Genomic DNA, 18,513 nt, shown 5'->3' on the forward strand with positions numbered 1-18,513 from the left:
GACATCAGCCCCACGGTTTGCCCATCAGCCCGTTCGGGCGGATGCTCAGGAAGGCCATCAGCAGCGCGAAGATGACCAGATAGGTGACGTCGCCATATTCGCGCAGCACGGTGAGGCCGACCGATTCCATCATGCCGAGGATGAAACCACCGGCAATTGCGCCGCCAACCACGCCGGCGCCACCGATCATCACCATCAGAAACGCCTTGATCGAAATCGGTCCGCCGATGCCGGAGTTGACGCCGGTGATACTGACGAGCAAGCCGCCGACGACACCGGCGAGCATTGCCCCGAGTGCGAAGCCGATCATGGAATAGCGCTCGACCTTGACACCCATCAGCTGCGCGGCAATGCGATCTTGCGCCAGCGCCCGCATGGCGCGGCCGGGTTTGCTGTATTGCATGTAGAGCATGAAGGCGGCGATCATCAGTATCGCGATCACGCCGACGACGATGCGATCGTAAGGCAAGATCACACTGTCGGAGATGAAAACGCCGCTGACGATCTTCGGCACGCCGCGCTGTTTCTCGCCGAACAGCAGCAATATGAGGGCATCGAGGAAAAATGCGATGGCAGCGGCGAGCAGCATCGTGCTTTCCTCGCGCTTGCTGCGTCGGATGACCGGCCGGAAAAGGAATTTCTCCATCAGCGCGCCGACAATCGCCAGCGATACCCCCGAACAGATCAGCGCAACCACGAAGGGCAGCTTGAGCTGGCCGTAGATCGAGTATGTCACGAAGCCGCCCAGCACGTACATCTGCCCGTGCGCGAAGTTGAGAACGTTCATGAGCGCGAAGATCAGTGTCAGCCCGAGCGCGATCAGCGCATATTGGGCACCCAGATACAGTCCGTTGGCAATGACCTGTTCCATGGCGGAAAATCCGATCGCCGGGGAGGTTCGGGACCGGTCCCGAACCTCGATTGACTTAATCAGGCAACGTCAGTCCACTTCGCCGATGAACAACGTCTTGAACGTGCCGTCCTTGAACTCGGTCACCACCATCGGCACGGAGACCTGGCGCTTCTGGCCGAAGGAGGTCGTGCCGACATATTTCAGCATGCTGTCCTTGGCGTAGGGATTGGGCGCGGAGAAGCTGTCGATGGTCTTCTTGAACTCGGCCACGTCGTCTATCGCCTTGGGGTTCGCCTTGAGCGTTTCGATGATGTATTCGAGCGCGTAGACCTTGGTGTTGGACTCATCGTTGTATTCGCCGAACTTCTTGGTGTAGCGATCGATGAACTCCTCCATCAGTGGCGTGCGGATCTCCGGGGTCGAAGCGCCGCCGACGGAGATGAAGCCGTTGGCGAGTTCACCAGCGCCTTCCTGCAGCACGGTCGCGTCCTGCGCCGTTTCTGCCGAGATCAGGCCCTCATAGCCGAGTTCGCGTGCCGCGCGGATCAACAGCGGCGCGTTGGCGGGGGCCACACCGGACAGGACGAGCAGATCCGGTTTCAACTGGACGATCGGCGTCAGCACCGGTGTGAAGTCGCGTGTGTCGTTCTGGTAGGTATCGGTCTCGGCGACCACTTCCAGCCCGAGTTCCTTGGCGGCAGCGACGCCGCCGTCACGCTGGCTGATCGGGTCGGATTCGTTGGCGGCGATGAAAGCCACCTTCTTCACACTCTTGTTTTCCTTCAGATATTTGTAGATTGCCGGTCCGGACTGATAATTGGCAACCATGCCGAGGACCGCATTCGAGGCCGGTGCGACATAAAGCGATTTCGGGAAGGCGTAGGGGAAATAGATGATCCCCTTGGATTCCGCCACAGGACGAACGGCCGCCGCGCCGTCATCGACATTCGGTCCGACGACATAATGGATGCCTTCCTGGGCCATCTTCTCCATGCCGGCGATGGCCCGCTTGGGATCCTTCTGGTCATCGAAGGTGACGATGGTGATGTTGTAGGTGTCGTCGCCGATCTTCACGCCGCCGGCCTCGTTGAGCCAATCTGCGCGCGTCTGCATCGAGCGGACGTTGGACGTACCCCAGGCCGCGGCGGGACCGCTGGTCACGCCGACGAAGCCAATCTTGAGTTCCTTGTTCTCCGCTTGTGCGGGAAAGGTGCTTGCGACTGCAATTGCCAGGATCGAAACGGCGCCGAGCGCCAACGATTTCAATGTCGAGCGTCTGTTGATCATCTCACTCCCCATTTTTGGCATCCGGCACGAAATGGCGCGGCGGATTACAATAAGGAAGCGCTAAAATAGAATATTGTCAACATAATACGCAAGCATTGTATACGATGTGTGCGTCACGGATGGGCGCCGGCCGAGAGGGAAATGGTCGACTCTGACCGTGCCATCGAGCATGTGCTCGCGGGCTACCCTGAGACGCACGCAGCACGTGTCCCATCCGCAAGGCCGTAGGCGGATCCGTTGGGATCAAGCATCCTTGTCGCGCTTGGTTGCATTTCGAAGAGCGTCCTGCATCCTTGCGCGCCAATCGGTGCCGGATGCTTTGAACCAATCGACCACGTCGGTGTCGACATTGAGCGTGAGTTTCGTCGTGGAACCGTCGGAGGGCAGAGTTTTCTTCTTAAGTGCTCGCGGACGTTCCAGAACCTGCTGCACCAAGTCGTCGGTGGCTCGTGTGGAAACAACTTTAGCCATATGCCAGCCTCATGCTGTTCTGCATGGTCACGCCTCCGCCTAACTGGCTTATCATTTCTTGCCTCGTGCCACCACGTTATTCGACATTCGACCGTCAGTACGCCGAGGACACGAAAGCCGGAGATGTCGACGTCGACGGTGTTGGCGGCGTGTGACACGTGGCCAAATAGGGCATTGAATCGAAGAAGCGGCTGCCCTCTTGCCGCCGTTTCTTCGAGGCGGGACGAACACCCGTTTCGCGGGTTATGTTACGTCCGCATGCAATAGAAACTGGCATCGTCCGTCATCGCGAGATGACTACAGTGTTCGTGCCGCCTGCTCGCTCTCGGCGGCCCGGCAGCGGAGTTACCTCGCCTCCGATATTTGCCCGATACGTTAGCCAGCGGGGACGTATCTTCTCCAGCCATGTTCGCTGCGAAAGCCCAACACTTCACGGGCCTTTCGGTTCGACAGCAGCGTCTCGAATTCGCCGAGTTCCCGCTTGAGCGGCACGCCCGGATAGAAACGGTCGATTAGTTCGCGGGTAGGCAGATCGGAAGAGGTGTCGTCGCTGGCTGCGTTGAAGATCTGGAACCCCAGCCCATCCTTCTCCACCGCACGAAGCGTGATCTGACCGAGGTCGCGCGCATCGATGTAGCTCCAGGCGATGCGCTTGCGGAAGCCCGGATTTGCGAACCATCCGGGAAACAGTTCGTACTCATGCGGCTCAATGACGTTGCCGATGCGCAAGGCGTAGATGTCGATGCCGCTGCGAAGCGCGAAGGCGCGTGCCGTCTGTTCGTTGACGACCTTCGACAAGGCATAGCTGTCCATCGGGTCGACATCGTATTCCTCATCGAGCGGAAAGTATGCGGGCGTGCGGGGCTCGTTGGCAAAGACGAGACCGTAGGTCGTCTCGCTGGATGCGATGACGACCTTGCGGATACCCAGTTTCACGGCCGCTTCGATGACGTTGTAGGTGCCGAGTGCGTTGACGCGGAAAAGCTCGTTGTCGGGCGCGATCATGATGCGCGGAATGGCGGCAAAGTGTACGACGGCGTCGATCGGCTGCGGCCTCAAGGATGGGTCGAATTCGTGCAGCCCGGTGTAGCTCGACAAGGCGTTGAAGACTTGCCCGCTATCGGTGATATCGGTGGTGAGCGTCCTGACTTTCGGGTTATCAAGCGGTCGGGTGTCGAGATTGAGCACCTGGTGATCTCGTTCGACGAGATATTGCACGACGTGGCGGCCGGCTTTGCCGCTGCCGCCGGTGAAGATGATCCTCTTTGTCATTCTGCTCTCCCCGTTGTGATGCGCACGAATTGTCTTCGCCAATGCGCTCAAGGACCTCGAGCCGACGGCTCACATGGGCGGCATGCCAAACCCGGCCGGCAACGCCGCGAAGAATGGTTTCACCGCCGCCGATCAATACGTTCTGATGCTGTCGATGCGTGGCGCTTGCGTCAACGGGGTCGACCTGACACCCCCCGCGCCGGCGGCATGAAGCCGCCATGCGGGCTCGGCCGGAAATAACGACCTTTGTCCGGGCGCCCGCAAACGAGACCCCGGACTATGGCGTCACTTCTGGATGCACGTGTCGACCGTATCCTTGGTGCATTCATCAAGACCGGTGAACACCGGATCTTCCACCGGCTTGCCGGCGATCAGGTCCAGCATGACAGACGGCGCCTTGTAGCCCATTTCGAACGGACGCTGCCCGACGAGAGCCGTCACCAGCCCTTCACGCGCGATGGCCACCTCGTCGCCGATCGTGTCGGCCGCGCCGATGACGAATTCGTTCTTCGCAATCTTGTCCGCTATCGGCTTGAACAGGTCGCGATAGGGCTGCGGTGCACCGAACAGCGGCCAGCCGCCCATGATGCCGAACGCATCGAGGTCCGGGTTGGCGGCGAGAATGTCCGTCATCGCCTGCACGCCCTTGGCCCCGTCGTCATTGGTGAACACCGGGCAGCCTGCGACTTCCGTCCAACCTCCCTCGCCCTTCAGTTCCGCCAGTCCGTCCTGACCGGTCAGCGTGTCGCGCATGCCCTGGGCTCGGCGCAGAATGTTGTCCGCCCCGGGGTTGCCTTCGATCGTGCAGATCTTGCCGCCAGTCGGCTTGGCCTTCTTGATGTACTCACCGATCCGCGCGCCCATCAGGTAGTTGTCGGTCCCCAGATAGGTCTTGCGCAGGGCCGAGTCCTCCTTGGCAAGGTCGGCGTCCAGCGTCATGACGGGGATCGTCGGGTTTGCGGTCTTCAGCGTCTGAGCGATGAGTTTGGCATTGGAGGGCGAAATTGCGATGGCAGCCGTGTCGGCCTTGCCGAGCATGTCCTGAACGATCTGCGCTTCGCCGGCCTCGTCGGATGTCGAGGCAGGCCCGGTGTAAAAGCACTCATATTCGGAATCCGTATTTTCCTTGTTCCATTTCTGGCAACCCTGGTTGATCGCTTCGAAGAATGGGTTGTCGAGGCCTTTCACGACGATGACGAGCTGCTTCTTGGCCAGGGCCTGACCGGCGCAGAGCGCCAGGACGGCAACGGCGGCCAGCAATAATGTCTTTCTCATTCTTTCCTCCCGTTGAACAAGCGGACAGCGTCTGTCCGCGGCACAAATCAACCCGGATACCAGACGACACGAGGATCGTTCGGCTGACGCTCGTATTGCCAGGCCGAGTCGATAAGCTTTTCGAGATCGTAATCAGGGCGCCAGTCCAGAAGGTACTTCGCCTTGCTGTTGTCCATCCAGTTCGAGTGGAAGGCGCTCGGAACGTCGACCGAGTCGAGGTTACGCGTGCGTGCGAGGTAGCGTGCGACCTCGCCATAGTCGACCGGACGGTCCATCGATATGTTGAAGAGCTGCCGTTCGGCGCGCGGGTTGTCGATCGCCTCGAGGATCGCCGAGACCAGGTCGCCGACATGCACGAAATTGCGCTTGAGCGGCCGGCCATCGGCATCACGCAGGAGCGGCACCGTGCCGGCCTCGGCGTATCGCCGCGCTTCTGCGGGCGCAAAAAAGGTCTTCCAGTCGGGGGCACCGAAAACATCGTCGCCGAACGACAATGTCTGTTTGAAGTCGTCCTTCTCCATGATCCACGGCGCGCGCAGGCAGCAAGTGTTGGAGCCGTATTGAACCGCGTACTGCTCGAGCATCACTTCCTCGAGGACCTTCGACAGCGCGTAGCAACCGGGATAGGCGCGGTGCGGCGTCTTCTCCGTCACGGGACCATCGTGGCGGTAGAAGAAATGGCCGACCGCCGCGTCCCCACCGACGAGGATGAACTGGCGTGCGGAAGAACTGGTCCGGAACGCCTCGAGCAGCCAGAACAATCCCTTGACCGTGATGTCCATGACAGCGTCGGGCGTTTCCTTGCAGGTGGCGAGGTGCACGACATGGGTGACGCCCTTCATCGCCGCTTCGGCGACTTCGCGGTCGGCGATCGTCCCGCAGACCACGTCCAGTCGCTCCGACGGATCGAGCAGGCGATTGTGGCAGAGCGCACGGATCAGCGCCCTCGAAAAACGCGGTTGGTCAAGCAGCCCCGCGATGAGGTTCCGCCCGACCTTGCCCGTTGCACCGGTAACAAGGATAAGCATGCTGGTCTCCCACCGACAGCTAATATACAGCGCAACGTCTATTTGTCATACAAAACAGTTGCTCGGCAAAGGACGTCATTGACGCCTTCATAAGGATTTGCGTAAATGCGATGTCGGCCGCTGGGTGAAGTCAGACGAACGATCGCGCCCCTTGGCGTACCGGTGCGCTTCTGGAGGCGAGAAGGCTGGTGGCGGTACTTGAGCTCACCAACATTTCCAAGCACTTCGGCGCCATCCAGGCGGTCAGCGACGTTTCGCTTTCACTGGAAGCGGGGCAGGTGGTCGGCCTCATGGGAGACAACGGCGCCGGCAAGTCGACGCTGGTCAAAATGATTGCCGGGAACTACCGTCCGAGCCAGGGCACGATACGGCTCGACGGTAGCGAAATCGTGCTGCATCGGCCGGTAGAGGCGCGACAGCACGGCATTGAAATCGTTCACCAGGACCTGGCGCTCTGCAACAATCTGACGGCAGCGGCGAACGTTTTCCTTGGGCGCGAACTGAGGCGCGGCGTTGGCCCTTTGCGTGTGCTGGACTACAAGGCGATGTACAGACGCGCCGGAGAAATCTTCAGGGAGCTCCGATCCGAAACCCGCCCCCGCGATCTTGTCAGGCAGATGTCCGGGGGGCAACGGCAGGCGGTCGCGATCGCGCGAACGATGATCTCCGAGGCAAAGATCGTGCTCATGGACGAGCCGACTGCCGCCATCTCAGTGCGCCAGGTCGCCGAGGTGTTGCATCTGATCCGGGAACTGCGTGACCGCGGCATTGCGGTCGTGCTCATCAGCCATCGCATGCCTGATGTCTTCGATGTCGCCGATCGCGTTGTCGTCATGCGGCGTGGCCGAATGGTCGCCGACAAGCCTATCGCGCAGACGTCGCCTGAAGAAGTGACGGGATTGATTACCGGCGCCATCGAAAGGGTATGAGCGCGGGATAGGAGGAATGCGAAGGACAATGGCAACGACGCTCGACCAGACGATTGCTCAGAAACAACGTACGCTGGGTGCTGCAATCCTCTCCAACCAGACGTTCTGGGTGTTGGTCGCCGTCGTTCTGGCCTGCATCTTCCTGTCCTTCGCGACGGATTCATTCGCCACAGCGAAGAACCTCTACAACATCACCCGCAACACCACCTTCGTCGCAATCATTGCCCTCGGCATGACGCTGGTTATCATCACCGGCGGGATCGACCTGTCGGTAGGGTCGGTGTTGTGCCTATGCAGCATGGTCCTCGCGGTGGTCATGCATTCCGGCTACAGCATCGAGGTCGGGATTGCCGCTTCGGTGGCAACTGCGGTCCTCATCGGTGCTTTCAACGGTGTGCTCATTGCCTATGTCGGCTTTCCCCCTTTCGTGGTCACGCTCGGCATGCTTTCGATTGCGCGAAGTCTGGCGATGGTCGCGTCAAACAACACGGTCGTTTTCCAGTTTGGTCCGGATCACGATAAACTGCTCGCTCTTGGCGGTGGGGCATGGCTGTTCGGCATCGCCAACCCGGTGATCTACATGATCGTTCTGGCGCTGCTGACGGGGTTCGTCCTGCGGTGGACGAGGCTGGGCCGCTACATCTACGCTATCGGCGGCAACGAGCAGGCGGCGACTGCCACCGGTATCCCCGTGCGCCCGATCAAGGTCGGTGTCTACATGATTTCCGCCCTTTCGGCCGGCATCGCCGGCATCGTTCAGACCGGCTGGCTCGGCGCGGTTACGACCAACATCGGTGCCGGTATGGAACTGCAGGTCATCGCAGCGGCGGTGATCGGTGGCGCCAATCTGGCTGGCGGGGTCGGCACGGCCTTCGGCGCACTGGTCGGCGCGGCGCTCATCGAGGTGATCCGTAACAGCCTCGGGCTGCTCGGCATCAACGCCTTCTGGCAGGGAACGTTCATCGGCGGCGCCACCATCCTTGCCGTCCTGTTCGACCGCATCCGCAATTTCCGGCAGGCAGAGTAGCTGCCTGTTTCACGGAGACCAATGGCGCAGACCAACGCGTGAAACTCGTAGATCAAGCGCCAATTTGCTCGACCGCGCCGTACGCCTGTTAAAATTTCTCAGTGTGCTCGGTTGGGCTGCCGATCAAGCCATGGACAAGGTTGTATTCCGGGTCCAGCCAGGGCGGGCTTTCCTTGTACATTTCGGCAATCAATTGTTTGACGAGGTCGATATACCGCGAATTGTCGCCGATCCGGTGGCTGAGGATGACCGGTGAGGTTGCGCCTTTTCCCTCGAGCAGCCGATAGTGCACGTCCGAACGCATCTGGCGTGCGGAGGAGGGGATGATGCACACACCTGCTTCGGCGGCGACCAGTCCGAGGGCGGTCTGGATTTCCCGCACTTCCTGAACCTCGGCCGGGCGCGCGTCATGACTTTGCAGCAGGCTCAGCACGTGGTCGGCATAGCCGGGTCGAGGCTCCTTGGGGTAGACGATGACCTTTTGACCGGCAAGGGCGGCGACTGGAAGCGGCGAAGCCTCCTTAGCCAGCGGCGCGTCTTTCGGTATTGCCACGACAAGACGTTCTTCGCGCAACACGATACCGACCACGTTCGGGTCGCTGTGCCGCAGGCGGCCAAAACCCATGTCGATGCGGCCCTCCTTGAGCGCGGGGATTTGCTGGACGGAGACCATTTCCAATAGCTGGATATCCACTTCCGGGGCGTGCTGGCGCAGTTTTCGCACCAGTGACGGCAGCCCGCCGTACAGGGTCGAGGCAACGAAGCCGATCGAGAGGACGCTGTTCTGGTTCAAACCGACCCGGCGGGTTGCCGCTTGCATCTGTTCGACCCGACCGAGGACCTGCAGCGCCTGTTCATAGAACAGACGCCCTGCTTCCGTCAGGCGGACGGGGCGGCTCTTGCGGATGATGAGTGGGACGCCCAGGTCCTCCTCAAGCAACTGGATCTGCCGGCTCAAGGGCGGTTGGGCGATGTGCAGCGTCTGGGCTGCGCGGGTAAAGTTTCGCTCGCGTGCGACGGCTACGAAATAGCGAAGCTGGCGAAGATCCATCATTTTGCTCTCATCCCTTATTCCGGATTCGCAGCTATCGACGATATGCTGCGCTGCGGGAAGTGCAGATAAGGTGGCATTTTTCTGGCTATGATACCAGAAAGGTATCATAGCAGATGCAAATGATGTTGGACGAGGCTTCATACCCGGCGCAAAGTTCGCCCCATGAACACGACCTTGACATCCGTTGTCCCGACCGCAGCAGCGTTCCCCCTCGTAGAACGCGTCGAGACCCTGCTCGTCGATCTGCCGACCATCCGGCCGCACAAGCTCTCGGTGGCGACCATGAACGGCCAGACCCTGATGTTGGTCAAGCTCCATTGCAGCGACGGCATCGTCGGCGTGGGCGAGGGCACGACGATCGCCGGGCTGGCCTATGGGGGCGAAAGCCCGGAAAGCATGAAGCTGGCGGTCGATACCTATTTCAGGCCCGTCATGGTCGGCCAAGATGCGACAGCCGTGCAGACGCTGATGGCGCGCATCGGCAAGATGGTCAAGGAGAACCGTTTCGCCAAATGCGCGATTGAAACCGCGCTGCTCGATGCGCATGGCAAGCGGCTCGGGTTGCCTGTCAGCGAGTTGCTGGGCGGTCGCATGCGCAGCCATCTGCCTGTCGCATGGACGCTGGCGTCCGGTGATACGAAGGCCGACATCGCCGAGGCCGAGAAGATGCTCGACCTGCGCCGGCACAGGATTTTCAAGCTGAAGATCGGGGCAAGGCCCCTGCATCAGGACATCGCCCATGTTGCGGCCATCAAGCGGGCGCTGGGCGAGCGTGGCTCGGTTCGGGTGGATGTGAACATGGCGTGGAGCGAGACAGATGCCGCCTACGGCATGGCCGCCTTGGCGGACGCCGGTTGCGACCTGGTCGAACAGCCGGTCGCCTCGGCTGCGGCACTGGCCCGGCTCGTGCGTCGCTTTCCCGTCGCGCTGATGGCCGATGAATCGCTGCACGGCCCGGAAAGCGCCTTTGAACTCGCGAAAGTCAGCGGTGCGGACGTGTTCGCCGTCAAGATCGAGCAAAGCGGCGGGCTCTTCAATGCCCAGCGGGTCGCGACCATCGCGGACGCAGCCGGCATCGGTCTTTATGGCGGCACGATGCTTGAAGGGGCTTTCGGCACGGTGGCATCGGCGCAGGTGTTCTCCACCTTTACCAACCTTCAATGGGGGACGGAGCTGTTCGGACCGCTGCTGCTGACCGAAGAGATCCTGACGACACCGCTGAACTACAGCGAGTTTGAACTGACCGTGCCCTCAGGACCTGGGCTCGGTATCGAGCTGGACGAAGAGCGTCTGGCCTTCTTCACGCGCGATGGACTGCGCAAGACGGTCAGCATTGCCGGGCAGGGAGGCTGAACATGCTCTTTCATGTGCGCATGGACGTGAACATTCCCAACGATCTGCCAAAGGCGGAGGCGGCCGACATCATCGCCCGGGAAAAGGCCTATTCGCAGGATCTGCAGAAGAGCGGCAAGTGGCGACACATCTGGCGAATAGTCGGCCAGTACGCGAACTACAGCGTCTTTGACGTGAAGGACAACGCGGAACTGCACGAGATACTTTCGGGACTTCCGCTGTTCAAGTTCATGGACCTCGAGGTGACGCCACTCGTGCGGCATCCCTCGGCAGTCCGCGACGACGATAGCTAAGACCGTCTTTGGCGGCGCTCCCGGGAGGATGCGAACCGCGCCAGTTTTCTCAAGTAATCCAAGAGGAGGATGAAAATGAACGTGCAGATCTTCGACAGGCCGGAGATACAGGACTTTCTCAAGGTCCTGAGCGGCCTCGACAACAACGGCGGCAATCCGCGTGTCAAGCAGATCGTCCATCGGATCATGTCCGACCTGTTCAAGGCCATCGACGATCTCGACATCACCCCCGATGAATATTGGACCGGCATCGCCTGGCTCAACGAGATCGGCGCCACCAGCCAGGCCGGTCTGATCTCGCCCGGTCTTGGTCTCGACCATTTCCTCGACGAGCGCCTCGACGCGATCGATGAGGCTCTCGGCATCGACAACCCGACCCCGCGCACCATCGAAGGCCCGCTCTATGTGGCAGGCGCGCCCGTATCGCACGGCTTTGCCCGTCTCGACGACGGCACCGACGAAAACGGCCACACCCTGATCATGCATGGCACCGTTTTTGGCGCCGACGGTAGGCCGCTGCCGGGCGCCGCGGTCGAAGTCTGGCACTGTGACACCCGCGGCTTCTATTCGCACTTCGATCCGACAGGCAAGCAGGCGCCGTTCAATATGCGCCGCACGATCGTCGCGGACGAAAAGGGCTGTTACAAGTTCCGCAGCATCGTGCCGCACGGCTATGGCGTACCACCTGGCAGCCCGACCGAGCGGCTGTTGTCGGCACTCGGCCGCCATGGCCAGCGCCCGGCGCATATCCACCTGTTCATCAGCGCCGACGACCACCGCAAGCTGACGACACAAATCAACATAGAAGGCGATCCGCTGGTCGACGACGATTTCGCCTATGCGACGCGAGACGGCCTGGTTCCGGCCGTCATCGAGCGGACCGACGAGGCCAGCATAAAGGCCAATGGCCTGACCGGCCCCTTTGCGGAGATCAAGTTCGACATTCACCTCACGGCCCTGGTGAACGGTGTCGACAACCAGATCAACGAACAGCGCAAGCGCGCGGCCGCCTGAGCGGCAAAACCGGCGGCCCGGATGGGCCGCCACCCCTGACAATCATCGTCATAAACGACTGTGTTGCAAAGGCTGCGCCCGAAGATGCGCGCTTTGCGGGAGATAGTTCATGTCTGCGATCATCGACAAGGCCCGGGACCTCAATCATCTGCTGGCCACCGCCGTGCAGGACGACAAGGAAGCCGGCATATTCCGTTGCCGCCGCGACATCTTCACCAACGAAGACCTGTTCGAGCTGGAGATGAAGCACATCTTCGAAAGCAACTGGGTCTATCTGGCCCATGAGAGCCAGATTCCTGACAATAACGACTACTACACGACCTATATCGGCCGTCAGCCGGTGGTCGTCACCCGCGACAAGCAAGGCGAACTGCACGCGGTCATCAATGCCTGCGCGCATCGTGGCGCGATGCTGTGCCGCCGCAAGCACGGCAACAAGAGCAGCTTCACCTGTCCCTTCCACGGCTGGACCTTTTCCAACAGCGGCAAGCTGCTCAAGGTCAAGGACGAAAAATCCACACAGTATCCACCGCAATTTGCCAAGGATGGCTCACACGACCTGAAGCGCGTCGCGCGGTTCGAAAGCTATCGCGGCTTCCTGTTCGGCAGCCTCAAGGCGGATGTGCCGGCTCTGGAAGACTACCTCGGCGAGACGAAGGTCATCATCGACCAGATCGTCGACCAGGCACCCGACGGACTTGAAGTGCTGCGGGGCAATTCGTCCTACATCTACGACGGCAACTGGAAACTGCAGATGGAAAACGGCTGCGACGGCTATCACGTCAGCTCCGTGCACTGGAACTATGCCGCCACCATGGGCCGGCGCAACGAGGAGGGCACAAAGGCAGTCGACGCCAACAGCTGGAGCCGATCGGTCGCAGGCGTCTACGGGTTCGAAAACGGCCATATCCTGTTGTGGACCAACACGATGAACCCCGAGGTCCGGCCGGTCTACAACCGCCGGCATGAGATCACGGCGCGCGTCGGTGAGGACAAGGCGGATTTCATCGTCAATCAGACCCGCAATCTCTGCCTCTACCCGAACGTCTTCCTGATGGACCAGTTCAGCACGCAGATCCGCGTGACGCGGCCGATCAGCGTCGACAAGACCGAGATCAGTATCTTCTGCTTCGGGCCGAAAGGCGAAGGCGCCGCAGACCGTGCGCTGCGCATCCGCCAGTACGAGGATTTCTTCAACGTGTCCGGCATGGGCACGTCCGACGACCTGGAGGAGTTTCGCGCCTGCCAACAGGGTTATGCCGGAACCACCGCGCTCTGGAACGACCTGTCGCGCGGCGCGCCGTTGTGGATCGACGGCCCCGACGAAAACGCCAGGCGCATGGGCATCGAGCCGCTCCTGTCTGGAGAGCGCAGCGAGGACGAGGGGCTTTTCGTCCGCCAGCACGAATACTGGGCCAAGGTGATGCGTGATGCGCTTACGGCCGAGAAGAGCGGAGTGGTCGCATGAGCATCTCCTACGACGCCATCTGCGCCTTCCTCTACCGCGAGGCGCGCATTCTGGACGATCGCCAATGGGACGAATGGCTGACCTGCTATGCCCCCGACGTGACCTACTGGATGCCGGCCTGGGACGACGATGATCAACTCACCGAAGACCCGCACTCGCAGATCTCGCTGATCTACTACCCAAGCCGGGACGGGTTGGAAGACCGGGTGTTTCGCATCAAGACCGAGCGCTCCGGCGCCTCCACACCAGAACCGCGCACCAGCCACAACGTGACCAATGTCGAGGTGCTGCAGGATCGGGGCGATGCGGTCGACGTGCGCTACAACTTCCAAACCTTGAACCATCGCTACAAGGTCACCGACCAGTTCTTCGGAACCATGTTCGTCACGCTGCAAAAGAGCGGCGACAGGCTTCTGATCGCGAACAAGAAGATCGTGCTGAAGAACGATTACATCCGCCAGGTCGTCGACGTCTATCACCTCTGACGAGCGTCGTCGGCCGGCACAGGGACTGAACAGGAGGATACCGTGGGCTGCCACAAGATCGCATTGAACTTCGAAGACGGGGTGACCCGTTTCATCGAATGCAAGGACGGCGAGAAAGTGCTCGACGCCGCCTTCCGCAGCAAGATCAACCTGCCGATGGACTGTTCCGACGGCGTGTGCGGCACCTGCAAGTGCCGGGCCGAGAGCGGCAGCTACGACCTCGGCGACGACTTTATCGACGACGCGCTGACGGCGGATGAGGCGGAGAGCGGCCTCGTGCTGACCTGTCAGATGAAGCCGACTTCGGATTGTGTAGTCGCAGTTCCGACGACATCGGCGGCCTGCAAGACAGGGCAGCAGACATTCTCCGCGACGGTGACAAGCATAAGCCCGCACAATGATGCGGCGATCATGCTCGAACTGGAGGTCGACGCAGCACCCGCCTTCCTGCCTGGCCAATACGCCAACATCGACGTGCCGGGCAGCGGCCAGAACCGTTCCTATTCGTTCAGCACGGCGCCAGGGGGAGCGCGCATCGGCTTTCTCATCAAGAAGATACCCGACGGGCTGATGAGCACCTGGCTGGAGCGCGCCGAGGTCGGAACGACGCTTCAGCTGACCGGTCCGCTCGGCAGCTTCTATCTCCGCGATGTTCAGAGGCCGCTGCTGTTTCTCGCCGGCGGCACCGGGCTTGCGCCATTCCTGTCGATGCTCGAAGTGCTCGCCGCCGAAAACTCGGAGCAACGAGTCCATCTGATCTATGGCGTCACGCGTGATCTCGATCTGGTCCTCGTCGAAGAAATCGAAGCCTATGCCAAGCGGCTTGCCAACTTCAGCTTTGCCACTGTTGTGGCCGAGGAAGCCTCCAGCCATCAGCGCAAGGGCTGGGTCACGCAACACATGCCGGCGGAGGTCCTCAATGACGGCGACGTCGATGTCTATCTCTGCGGTCCCCCTGCGATGGTCGATGCCGTCCGCAGACACTTCGACGACAGTGGCGTGGTGCCGAACAGCTTCCACTACGAGAAGTTCACGCCCAATGCGATCGCGAAGGAGGCCGCATGACTGCGCGGCGCTTCAAAGGTCGTTTTGCCGGCAAGGTGCTGATCGTGACCGGCGCCGCGCAAGGGATTGGGCGTGCTGTGGCGATCCGTGCGGCTCAAGAAGACGGGCAGGTGGTGTTCGTCGACCGTGCCGATTTCGTTGCCGACACGGCGGCTGAAGTTCCGGACGCGCAGACAGCGGCTTTCAACGCCGACCTGGAAACCTGGGAGGGCGCGGCTGCCGCCATGCGCTTTGCCGCGGAGACCTTCGGTGGCATCGACATTCTGATCAACACCGTCGGGGGCGCGATCCGCATGCGCCCCTACGGCGAATTCGACCCGCCGCAGATCGATGCCGAGATCCGGCGCTCGCTGATGCCGACGCTCTACTGCTGCCACGCGGTGCTGCCGCATCTGGTCGCGCGTGGCGGCGGCACGATCGTCAACGTCTCGTCGAACGCGACGCGGGGCATCCATCGCGTGCCCTATTCCGCGGCAAAGGGCGGCGTGAACGCCCTCACGCAATCGCTCGCCATGGAGCTCGCCGATCGCAACATCCGCGTTGTCGCCACGGCGCCGGGCGGCACTGAGGCGCCGCCGCGCCGTATTCCGCGCAATGCCGACGGCGATAACGAAGCCGAAAAGGGCTGGATGGGTGAGGTCGTGCGGCAGGTGAAGCAATCCAGCTTGATGAAGCGGTACGGGACCATCGAGGAACAGGTGGCGCCGATCCTGTTCCTGGCCTCGGATGAGGCGTCCTACATCACCGGAAGCGTGCTGCCGGTTGCCGGGGGAGATCTCGGCTGAAGACTTGAGACATGAATGCGTAACGGACTCGGGGAGGAGTGATCATGCGCACCATCGATGTGAATGAAGCGATAGACAACAATCCGTTCGGCGGATTTCAATGGCTCGTGGTTGCGCTCTGCGCCCTGCTGCTGATCGTCGACGGCTACGACGTCTTTGTCGCCGGCACCGTGCTGCCGACGCTGATTGCCGAGTGGGGTTTGACCAAGCCGCAGGCCGGCGCGCTCCAGGCCTGGGCGCTGTTCGGCATGATGTTCGGCGCCCTTTTCTTCGGGCCGCTGGCGGACAGGATCGGTCGCAAGAAAGGGATAGCGATCAGCTTCCTGCTGTTTACGGTATCGACGTTGCTCACCGGCTTTGCCAACTCGCCGGGTGAGTTCAAGATCTTCCGATTCGTCGCTGGTCTCGGTTGTGGCGGACTGATGCCGAATGCGGTGGCACTGATGAACGAATATGCACCCAAGCGCCTTCGCGGCACGATGGTCGCCATCATGTTTTCCGGCTACTCGGTCGGCGGCATGGTCGCGGCGGGTCTCGGCATCGGCCTCATTCCGCAATTCGGCTGGAAGCCGATGTTCTTCGTCGCAGCGCTGCCATTGCTGCTTTTGCCGGTCATTCTGTGGAAGCTGCCGGAATCGCTCGGTTTCCTCATCCGCCAGGGCGAACAGGAGAGGGCGAAACAGATCTATGCGAAGCTCGCCCCTGCCACGCGCCTTGACCGCGACGACAGGCTGGTCTTTTCCGAAACCAAGGGCGCGTCTGCATCGATCGCCGAACTGTTCCGCCACCAGCGCACGTTGCGCACACTCATGTTGTGGACCGCCTTCTTCTGCTGCCTGCTGCTCGTTTATCTGCTGTCGTCTTGGTTGCCGAAGGTGCTGCAGGAAGCCGGTTATGCCGAAAAGGCAAGCCTCTTAAGCCTCTTCTCGCTCAACTTCGGAGGCATGGCCGGCGCGATCGTCGGAGGTTGGCTGGGCGACCGCTTCGGCCTGCCGAAGGTGGTCGTGGGCTTCTTCGTCGCCGCCACGGCATCCATTGCATTGATCGGCCTCAACCCGCCGGCGGGGATCCTGTTCCTGATGGTCTTCGTTGCCGGCGCCACCACCATCGGCACGCAGATCCTGCTCTATGCCAGCGTGGCGCAGCTCTACAACCTCTCGGTCCGTTCCACCGGGCTCGGTTGGGCTTCGGGCGTGGGCCGCATCGGCGCCATCGTCGGCCCGACGCTCGGCGGCGTGCTGCTGGCGCAGGAGTTTCCACTTCAACAGAACTTCCTGATCTTCTCGATCCCGGCGGCGATCGCCGCCTTGGCGATGTTGGTGTTCGCGGTCAGCAACGCCCGTCGGTCCGCCGCCGTTCGCTTAGCCACAGCATGAGGTGGCAGAACGATGACCGGGAGACGCTGACAACTCAATCGCGCGTGGACCCGCGGCCACTCCGGCCGGTGCTGAGCAAGCGGCGGGACCATCAACCATCGGCGCCCAAAACCCTGGCTTCCGACAACTGGAGTATTTGAGCAGTGGCTTATCTTGATCTTCCCAGTCACCGCCTCCACTACCGCATCGACGGAGCCGCGACTGGCGGCTCCGACAAGCCCTGGCTGATGCTCTGCAACTCGCTCGGCACCGACATGCACATGTGGGATGCTCAGGTGGACGCCTTGTCGCGGCAGTATCGCGTGTTGCGTTACGATCGCCGGGGTCACGGCCGGTCGTCTGCACCGCGTCCGCCCTATACTCTCGCCGACCTCGGTGGAGATGCCCTTGCGCTGCTCGACGCGCTGGATATAGAGCGGACGCATTTCTGCGGCTTGTCGATCGGCGGTCTCACGGGACAGTGGCTGGGCATTCATGCCGGGGAGCGCTTGGGCAAGGTCGCCGTATGCGCGACTGCTGCGAAGATCGGCACCGCAGAAAGCTGGGCAGCGCGTATCGAGGCTGTGCGAGCAGAAGGGCTCGGCGCGCTGATCCCTGCTACGGCCGAACGCTGGTTCACACCGCAGTTCAACGTTTCTGAGGCCCGCGATGTCGCCAAGGTGCTCGACAGTTTCGTCGCGACATCGCCCGATGGATATGCGGGTTGCTGCGCCGCCCTGGCCACGGCGGACCTGCGAAAGGACCTTGTGCGGATCGCAAATCCCCTGCTTGCCATCTCAGGCGAGGACGATCCGGTTTGTCCGCCTTCCGATCTGGAAAGCATCGCCGGTCGCGTGCAGCGGGGCCTTCACCTGTCGCTGCCCGGACGGCATATCGCCAACATCGAGTCCGCCTCCTTGTTCAACGCAGTGCTTCTAGAGTTCCTCGGGAGTGAGGCGCAGCTTGCTCGTGTACAGGATTTTCGACGACAGCCGGTTCTCGCCGAGCATACCGAAACCTGATCCACGGACGGCCGCTTTAGCTGCTTTTCGCCCTGCATCAGCCTCACGGCGCCTGTTCGCACGAAAATAGATAGCGAGGGGGAAAGCGTGCGCTACAGTTTCGAGACCGTGGATGCGGCGGAACGCGGTCTCAGCTGGAAGCGCACCAATTCAGCAGCGGGGCTTCGGTTCCCGTGGCGCTTGCTCCGGGTCGCCTCGTCACGGAAGATCTCATGGCACCCCGTGGCGAGGTCTGCGCCAACAAACCCCGACGGCCGCGGGGACTTGAGGGAAGGGCAATGGGGATGGCTATAACCGCCTCTCGCTCAAACCGGGCGACTTGAAATGGTCGCGGCGATGGACTGGCTCACGGAATCGGGTGCATTCCGCCCTGTTGATAACTTCCGTTTGAATTTGTTGTTTATTTTCAAGGTGTTGTTCGATCTTGTCGGTTTTTTGAAATTGTCTGTTGACGTCTGTGAGGATGGGGGTCTATAA

19 protein-coding genes are annotated in these 18,513 nt (G+C 61.4%); 12 read left to right on the plus strand and 7 right to left on the minus strand.

Annotated features, from left to right (window positions below; all coding sequences use genetic code 11):
- Window positions 1-4: 4 nt before the first annotated feature.
- The 4 genes from BC360_RS17660 to BC360_RS17675 form a co-directional block, all read right to left on the minus strand.
- The gene (locus BC360_RS17660; RefSeq protein WP_065784971.1) at window positions 5-871 is read right to left on the minus strand and encodes a branched-chain amino acid ABC transporter permease; all 867 of its coding nucleotides are present in this window, start codon (window positions 869-871) and stop codon (window positions 5-7) included.
- Window positions 872-940: 69 nt separating this feature from the next.
- Entirely contained in the window at window positions 941-2,140 is a 1,200-nt protein-coding gene (locus tag BC360_RS17665; protein ID WP_065784972.1) for an ABC transporter substrate-binding protein, read from the minus strand.
- A 243-nt stretch (window positions 2,141-2,383) separates the two neighbouring features.
- A complete protein-coding gene (locus BC360_RS17670) occupies window positions 2,384-2,611 on the minus strand; it encodes a BrnA antitoxin family protein (RefSeq protein WP_065784973.1) in 228 nt (75 codons plus the stop codon).
- A 375-nt stretch (window positions 2,612-2,986) separates the two neighbouring features.
- Window positions 2,987-3,883 carry an NAD-dependent epimerase/dehydratase family protein gene (locus BC360_RS17675; protein WP_065796276.1) on the minus strand — a complete coding sequence of 299 codons (897 nt, stop codon included), beginning with the start codon at window positions 3,881-3,883 and terminating at the stop codon, window positions 2,987-2,989.
- Between the two features lie 73 nt (window positions 3,884-3,956).
- On the opposite strand from BC360_RS17675, the gene BC360_RS32540 reads away from it, so the two are divergent.
- The gene (locus BC360_RS32540; protein ID WP_208858193.1) at window positions 3,957-4,094 is read left to right on the plus strand and encodes a hypothetical protein; all 138 of its coding nucleotides are present in this window, start codon (window positions 3,957-3,959) and stop codon (window positions 4,092-4,094) included.
- Between the two features lie 74 nt (window positions 4,095-4,168).
- Here BC360_RS32540 and BC360_RS17680 read toward each other — a convergent pair whose 3' ends face one another.
- Together BC360_RS17680 and BC360_RS17685 are read right to left on the minus strand one after the other, a co-directional pair.
- The gene (locus BC360_RS17680; protein ID WP_065784975.1) at window positions 4,169-5,158 is read right to left on the minus strand and encodes a sugar-binding protein; all 990 of its coding nucleotides are present in this window, start codon (window positions 5,156-5,158) and stop codon (window positions 4,169-4,171) included.
- A 47-nt stretch (window positions 5,159-5,205) separates the two neighbouring features.
- Entirely contained in the window at window positions 5,206-6,186 is a 981-nt protein-coding gene (locus BC360_RS17685) for an NAD-dependent epimerase/dehydratase family protein (protein WP_065796278.1), read from the minus strand.
- Window positions 6,187-6,356: 170 nt separating this feature from the next.
- Here BC360_RS17685 and BC360_RS17690 point away from each other — a divergent pair, with 170 nt between their 5' ends.
- Together BC360_RS17690 and BC360_RS17695 are read left to right on the plus strand one after the other, a co-directional pair.
- Entirely contained in the window at window positions 6,357-7,115 is a 759-nt protein-coding gene (locus BC360_RS17690; protein WP_244512771.1) for an ATP-binding cassette domain-containing protein, read from the plus strand.
- Window positions 7,116-7,143: 28 nt separating this feature from the next.
- Complete coding sequence (locus BC360_RS17695; protein WP_065796280.1) at window positions 7,144-8,142, plus strand: ABC transporter permease; 999 nt, start codon at window positions 7,144-7,146, stop codon at window positions 8,140-8,142.
- An 88-nt stretch (window positions 8,143-8,230) separates the two neighbouring features.
- On the opposite strand, the gene BC360_RS17700 is transcribed toward BC360_RS17695, so the two are convergent.
- The gene (locus tag BC360_RS17700; protein ID WP_065796303.1) at window positions 8,231-9,193 is read right to left on the minus strand and encodes a LysR family transcriptional regulator; all 963 of its coding nucleotides are present in this window, start codon (window positions 9,191-9,193) and stop codon (window positions 8,231-8,233) included.
- A gap of 165 nt (window positions 9,194-9,358) precedes the next feature.
- On the opposite strand from BC360_RS17700, the gene BC360_RS17705 reads away from it, so the two are divergent.
- From BC360_RS17705 to pcaD, 9 genes are all read left to right on the plus strand, one after another.
- Window positions 9,359-10,549 carry a muconate/chloromuconate family cycloisomerase gene (locus BC360_RS17705; protein WP_065796282.1) on the plus strand — a complete coding sequence of 397 codons (1,191 nt, stop codon included), beginning with the start codon at window positions 9,359-9,361 and terminating at the stop codon, window positions 10,547-10,549.
- A 2-nt stretch (window positions 10,550-10,551) separates the two neighbouring features.
- Entirely contained in the window at window positions 10,552-10,842 is a 291-nt protein-coding gene (gene catC, locus BC360_RS17710; protein WP_065784980.1) for a muconolactone Delta-isomerase, read from the plus strand.
- Window positions 10,843-10,917: 75 nt separating this feature from the next.
- Window positions 10,918-11,856: a catechol 1,2-dioxygenase gene (gene catA / locus BC360_RS17715; RefSeq protein WP_065796284.1), complete on the plus strand. Its 939-nt coding sequence runs from the start codon at window positions 10,918-10,920 to the stop codon at window positions 11,854-11,856.
- A 109-nt stretch (window positions 11,857-11,965) separates the two neighbouring features.
- Complete coding sequence (locus BC360_RS17720) at window positions 11,966-13,324, plus strand: Rieske 2Fe-2S domain-containing protein (RefSeq protein ID WP_065796285.1); 1,359 nt, start codon at window positions 11,966-11,968, stop codon at window positions 13,322-13,324.
- Window positions 13,321-13,809, plus strand: a complete 489-nt coding sequence (gene benB / locus BC360_RS17725) for a benzoate 1,2-dioxygenase small subunit (protein WP_065796287.1) — start codon at window positions 13,321-13,323, stop codon at window positions 13,807-13,809. Before BC360_RS17720 ends, benB begins: the two co-directional genes overlap by 4 nt.
- A 42-nt stretch (window positions 13,810-13,851) precedes the next feature.
- Entirely contained in the window at window positions 13,852-14,874 is a 1,023-nt protein-coding gene (gene benC / locus BC360_RS17730; protein ID WP_065796289.1) for a benzoate 1,2-dioxygenase electron transfer component BenC, read from the plus strand.
- Window positions 14,871-15,659, plus strand: coding sequence for a benzoate diol dehydrogenase BenD (gene benD / locus BC360_RS17735; protein ID WP_065796291.1), 789 nt, complete (start codon window positions 14,871-14,873; stop codon window positions 15,657-15,659). The genes benC and benD overlap by 4 nt, the downstream gene beginning before the upstream one ends.
- A 44-nt stretch (window positions 15,660-15,703) precedes the next feature.
- Complete coding sequence (locus BC360_RS17740) at window positions 15,704-17,035, plus strand: MFS transporter (RefSeq protein WP_065796293.1); 1,332 nt, start codon at window positions 15,704-15,706, stop codon at window positions 17,033-17,035.
- Window positions 17,036-17,178: 143 nt separating this feature from the next.
- The gene (gene pcaD, locus BC360_RS17745; RefSeq protein ID WP_065796295.1) at window positions 17,179-18,036 is read left to right on the plus strand and encodes a 3-oxoadipate enol-lactonase; all 858 of its coding nucleotides are present in this window, start codon (window positions 17,179-17,181) and stop codon (window positions 18,034-18,036) included.
- The last annotated feature ends 477 nt before the right edge of the window (window positions 18,037-18,513 follow it).

The sequence above is a fragment of the Ensifer sp. LC163 genome (assembly GCF_001695855.1).
In the GTDB taxonomy this organism is placed as follows: Bacteria; Pseudomonadota; Alphaproteobacteria; order Rhizobiales; family Rhizobiaceae; genus Ensifer.